This window comes from Dendronalium phyllosphericum CENA369 (assembly GCF_016056275.1).
In the GTDB taxonomy this organism is placed as follows: Bacteria; Cyanobacteriota; Cyanobacteriia; order Cyanobacteriales; family Nostocaceae; genus Dendronalium; species Dendronalium phyllosphericum.
The window spans coordinates 1-5,565 of sequence record NZ_JAECZA010000310.1; the positions used below are offsets into that span (position 1 = coordinate 1).

Sequence of the window (5,565 nt, forward strand, 5' to 3'; positions counted from 1 at the left end):
CAAGACTAACCCCAAGGTATCGACTGTCAGAAATCGCTTGCGGTCTTTAATTTTCTTGCCTTCATCAAAGCCCACTTGTTGGCTCACCGTCGCCGCACTTTTGACACTTTGACTATCAATGATTGCTTCTGATGGACTGCGATGACGCTCAATTTCGATTCTTGTCCACTCTGGCAGACTATCGTGAATGTGCAACCATGTCCCGTCTTTACGCCAGTTGCGAAAATATGTGTACACCGTTTGCCAAGCAGGAAAGTCACCTGGTAGCGAGCGCCATCTAACTCCTTCTACTAGGACACCGATTCAGTAATCGGGGAACAAAGGAAAAATCAGCCCAGAGAGAAGTAAAAAATGGAGAAGAAAGCAGAGTAAACGCTTGCCAGTCAAATCTTACAGCGACAAACAAGTTGTAAGCGATATTTAACAAAATCTCAAGGAGAGGCATAACCCCAGTTGAGGTAGATTCAGGTAATAAATGTGCGCTTTGGCAACTGAGAATATACGTATGCGACCCCAAAATTGGAACCCACCGATAGAGCTATCAGCATTAGAGCAAAGTATTGTTAAGCGGATTAAACGAGCAAAGCTGTTTACGTTCTTACGCCAACATCGCCATCAATTATTTGATGAAGAATTTCAAGAACAACTGAGCAAGCTTTATGCAGATTCCCCAAAAGGCCATCCACCAGTAGCACCAGCGCAGTTGGCGTTAGTAATCATCTTGCAAGCGTACACAGGAGCTTCGGATGCGGAAGCGATTGAAGCATTAAGCATGGACAGGCGTTGGCAGTTAGTGACCGATTGCATAGATTGCGAAATGCCTCCTTTTTCGCAGGCGACACTAGCCAGATTTCGCACGGCGCTAATTATTCAAGGTCTTGACCGCAGACTAATTGAGAAAACAGTAGAACTAGCAGAGCAAAGCAAGGGTTTTGGCTCAAAGCAGTTACGGGCAGCACTAGATTCTAGCCCATTATGGGGAGCGTCGAAGGTCGAAGATACATATGTGTCGGTGGCAAAGTTCAGTTCCCAAAAAATATTTGTGCAATTTGTCCGTTAAGAGAGCGTTGTACTACCTCCCGAACTGGACGTAGTATTTCCATTCATCCTGACGAGCCTTTATTCTGGGAATTAAAACAACGTCAATTAACTCCTGCTGGCCGTGCCAAGCTTCGAGAACGTGTTGCTGTTGAGCATTCATTATCCCACATTGGTCGATGGCAGGGGGATCAAGCTCGTTATGTTGGTTCTCGCAAGAATCTCTTTGACCTTCGCCGTATCGCCGTTGTTCATAATCTTCATGTCCTTGCTAAAATTTTTACTCACACTACTGAGCAGTCTGCTACTTCATCCTGATTACTGAATCGGTGTTCTAGAGCATCCCATCGAGATTGCAGGTGTGCTGGCGACTCGGTACGACCGCAGGAACAATCTCAGTAAAGAAGTATTTGATGCACTCACGAATCATTTTGGCGACAAGATGTTCAAAAGCGTAATTCCTGAATCGGTGCGAATTCGGGAAGCACCTTCGCACGGACAATCTATCTTTGATTACGACAAAGATAGTGTGGGTGCAAAAGCGTATAGTCAATTAGTGGATGAGGTATATAAATGCCAGTAAATAAAGGAAAATCGTCGCGTTCGGTATTGGTCTTGATTCCTGATTTACAAGAAGATTGGTTACAACAATCGTCAACGGAACTTTGCTTGAAACGTTGTGCTTACTGGGTGTCTATACGCGGTCAACCACCAACTGAAAATCAAAGCACTGTCACTGTTTATTTACATCGTCAAAATATTTTCAGTGTTGAAGTTTTGCAAGCTCTAATGCAACGAATTGCTAGAGGAGAACCAATATGATAGTTACCGTGCGTGACCCGGATATTCTCTCTAATTTAGACCCTCAGATATTAACATCTTATCTTCAAGCCAAAGGTTGGAAGAAAGAGAGTCAGGTGGACAATAAAGAATCAGTTTGGATTAAAACAACTGATTCTGGTGAAGAATTTGATATTACCTTACCTCTCAATCCTGGAATCAGGTCTTATGCGCTACGGATGGCTGAGATTTTGGCAATTCTAGAAAAAGTTGAAGTTCGCTCTCAGTTAGACATTTTGAGCGATTTGATTACAAAAATCCCAAATACTGAAATTCAGGGGTTGGTGATTAAACTAGCAGAACGAAATCATCCTGGTAATGTCACAATTATTGGCTTTGTTGTCGGCAAGCCTCGTCAAATTAACCTTTCTCTGAGTGAATCTGAATACAATCAGGCCCGAACTGCTTATCACCAGAGGCTACCAGTCGTTTGTACTGGAGATTTAATTAAGGAGAATGATGCTTTTGTGCTGAAAAAAATTACTAGTTTTGCTTTATATAATACTTTGACTGAGCGAGCAGCAGTTTAAAAAAGAGCGCGACAAATAAACTCTAAATTAAGAAACTCTAGTAATTAATTTCTTACTAAGGGTTGCCACAGCTTACAGATATCAAGGTATTTGAGAGCTTCGGCTGCCCAGCTTTATTGCGCGATATTGGTTGGCAGAGATGAGAAGGCTGGCGGAAGTTAATACTCCCCCTTGACCTAACTGCCTTTGCCTAGCCCTACTTTTTCACCTCTGTTTCAGCTTGCACCTGAAAGCTGAACTTACTCCTAAAGTACCTACAGTTAGCAGTCCCAATATTGAAGCAGGTTCATCGACAAAAATAGGTGTTGCTAAGAAAGCACGTTCTTGACCATTAATTAAACCTGTACCAACAATTTGCCCTACATTATTGATACCGTTTGCTTTTGTTAATACATCAAACTTGTCAGAATTTGGTGCTACTAGACTGTTAAGGTTAAGTACTTTGCTATTTACCCAAAGTAAAGCAGAAGTATTGCCGTATATGTTATTAGCCGCAAAATTATAACCAACTATCTGACCAGAATCACTGATATCTTGAGCAATGCTTAGATAGCTATTAGAGGTCTCAAGTTGAGTTATCTTGCCATTTTTCCAGACTACTGCTTTAGGATCGAAAGTAGGCCCAGATGTTGAATAAGAATACCCGACAATTTGTCCGAAGTTATTGATATTTTGCGCTAAACTACTTGTATCATTTGGCAGCGGTTCTAGTTCCGTTAATACACCGTTCTCAGCTAAGAAAGCATTAAATTCTTCGCGTGATATCGCTCCAGCTATTTGGCTTGAGTTATTAATACTTTGGAACAAGGTATTTCTTATGGGGAAAGGAATGCTATTTGAGATGACATTACCGCTTGAGTCTACTTTTAGAAGGCAACTACCATCAGATTCCGAAGAGCCAATTATTTGCCCAGTATCATTGATATCGGTAGCAAAGCTTTCTCCATTAGGATACAGTGCGCCAATGTCTTTGAGCGCGCCGTTTTGCCAGAGAACAGCACGCCCCAGACCAGAATTTTCTCTCTCTAATAGACCAACCACCTGACCTGAGTTATTGATGCTGTTAGCACGGGAAAATCCCAAATTTCTAATTATGCCATTTTCCCAAAGGAAAGCTCCAGGAACATAGCCTAGGTCACCAGATGTAGTATCTGATGTGCCAACTACTTGACCTAAATCATTAATATCAACGGCTGTGCTACTTGTTCCACTCAAAGTACCAATATCTGTAATATGGTATAAGGTTGTGGCAATAGCTGTTTGATTTGAAGATATTCCAATAACTATGAGGCTCGCAATAGTGCTAATAGTTGTAGCCATAGTTTTTGAAGCCATATTCAACATTTTTCTATTTGAAGTTCTACGCATTCAGAAAAATTATTAAGTATAATAGGTATTTTTTGAGTCCCAATTAAATTTAATTTTTTCACTATTAGCAAGGGAATACTATCTATCTGATGGTAGTTGCGTATGGTAGCCAAAATCTATTAAAGCTTTTGCCGAGCGATGCCTGTGGTGGGCTACGCCGTACATTTCAGCACTTTGGGTTAATCAGGGGTTGAACGCTTTACTGTAGCCGCTTCCGCCTTCATGTCGTCATAACCTCTTTTCCCGCCAACGAGGGCGATCGCGCGGTGGGTTAATCTGAGCCTGAATGCTTTACTATGGCGGCTTTTTGGTCGATGTAGTGATAGAACCCTTAACCCGTCGAACTCACGTAAAGGTTTTTAGAAAAACTTAATGTATCTAACTTTACATATAAACTTTTTCTCCAGTAGCTTGTGATAAATTAAAGTATGTTATGCTACTCATCCAAGGTAATTACTTAGTTATTGCTCGTTAGTTTCTCCTTGATAATGAAAAGTGAGTATCGTGAGTTATTTGATGAAGTCCTAAGAAAAATAGGACGAAATATATTGATGTTTCAGCAAATTGAGAAAGGCTTGAAAGTGCTTCTTCCATTTGTACACTCAGATGCTAGTACAAAGAGTATTAATAGCTTTTGGAAATACAGAGAAGCAGCTAAATCTAAGCTCGACTTTATCCATTTTTAGCTTCGGGTCATCACAAGGGTAGGCGATCGCTAAAAAATGCGGGTTTTGCTGCATACATAACATTTAAATACAGTCTTGGTGAATACTGGTGACTCGCGCAATAGACTGAGACTGCAAGAAAATTGTGTGTATCGTTCCATGAATACAACAATACCAGTTGAAATCGCTAGTCTGCTACTGCCGTTTGCGGCAGTTTTTACCAAGCCAGTTTGGTGTCATGTCCAAACTTTGCTGATGGGAGCGATTTTAACAACAGGTAAACGTACCATTACTTCGGTACTGGTAGTAATGGGACTGAATCAAGAGGAACACTTTCAAAATTATCATCGCGTCTTAAACCGTGCAGTATGGTCAAGTTTAGAAGCAAGCCGAATTTTATTAATGGTCATGGTAAAAGTGCTTTTACCGAGTGGGCGAATCATCATGGGAATAGATGATACGATTGAACGTCGTAAAGGCAAGAAAATTAAGGCAAAAGGAATATATCGAGACCCAGTACGTTCAAGTAACAGTCAAGTTGTGAAGGTGAGTGGCTTGCGATGGTTATCAATGATGCTGTTAGTTGAAATTTCTTGGGCTGGGCGTGTCTGGGCATTACCTTTCCTAACAGTGCTTGCACCATCAGAACGTTACAGCCAACAGTATAAACTTCGGCATAAAAAACTGATTGATTGGGCCAGACAGATGATGTTTCAAGTTAAAAGATGGTTACCAACAAGGGAACTAGTTGTAGTCGCAGATAGTAGTTTTGCTGCACTGGAACTCCTTGCCGCAGTCAGCCAAGCTGTAATGCCAGTACATATAATCACTCGGTTGCGTTTGGATGCTGCTTTATACGAGCCTGCACCGGAAAGAACTCCGAATACGATGGGACGACCCCGACTTAAAGGCGCAAGATTACCCAATCTTGAGCAAGTGCTTGTAGATCCACAAACTCAATGGCAAACAATCAAGGTTAACCGTTGGTACGGGGAAGGAGAACGCCAAGTAGAAGTTTGTACTGGAACTGCGGTTTGGTATCACACAGGTTTACCTGTGGTTCCTATTCGTTGGGTATTAGTACGTGACTCACTGGGTAAATTTGAATCACAGGCTTTGTTATC

At 41.5% G+C, this 5,565-nt stretch carries 5 protein-coding genes and 2 pseudogenes; 5 read left to right on the plus strand and 2 right to left on the minus strand.

All coding sequences use genetic code 11. The annotated features are described in order from the left end of the window. Positions 1-288 (minus strand): annotated as a pseudogene (locus I8752_RS34780) (transposase); the annotation flags it as partial. A 217-nt stretch (positions 289-505) separates the two neighbouring features. Between I8752_RS34780 and I8752_RS34785 the strand changes: the two are divergent. The 4 genes and pseudogenes from I8752_RS34785 to I8752_RS34800 all read left to right on the plus strand — a co-directional run bounded on the left by I8752_RS34785 (position 506) and on the right by I8752_RS34800 (position 2,408). After that, a pseudogene (locus I8752_RS34785) lies at positions 506-1,356 on the plus strand (transposase). Between the two features lie 43 nt (positions 1,357-1,399). Further along, on the plus strand, positions 1,400-1,621 hold the full coding sequence (locus I8752_RS34790) for a ParA family protein (RefSeq protein WP_214436701.1): 222 nt from the start codon (positions 1,400-1,402) through the stop codon (positions 1,619-1,621). Further along, on the plus strand, positions 1,612-1,860 hold the full coding sequence (locus tag I8752_RS34795; RefSeq protein ID WP_214436702.1) for a DUF4365 domain-containing protein: 249 nt from the start codon (positions 1,612-1,614) through the stop codon (positions 1,858-1,860). The genes I8752_RS34790 and I8752_RS34795 overlap by 10 nt, the downstream gene beginning before the upstream one ends. Beyond that, a complete protein-coding gene (locus I8752_RS34800; RefSeq protein WP_214436703.1) occupies positions 1,857-2,408 on the plus strand; it encodes a hypothetical protein in 552 nt (183 codons plus the stop codon). Before I8752_RS34795 ends, I8752_RS34800 begins: the two co-directional genes overlap by 4 nt. A 204-nt stretch (positions 2,409-2,612) precedes the next feature. Here I8752_RS34800 and I8752_RS34805 read toward each other — a convergent pair whose 3' ends face one another. Beyond that, positions 2,613-3,743, minus strand: a complete 1,131-nt coding sequence (locus I8752_RS34805) for a hypothetical protein (protein WP_214436704.1) — start codon at positions 3,741-3,743, stop codon at positions 2,613-2,615. Positions 3,744-4,600: 857 nt separating this feature from the next. Between I8752_RS34805 and I8752_RS37845 the strand changes: the two genes are divergently transcribed. Further along, the coding region (locus tag I8752_RS37845; RefSeq protein ID WP_225896103.1) for an IS701 family transposase at positions 4,601-5,565 on the plus strand (965 nt) is incomplete at its 3' end.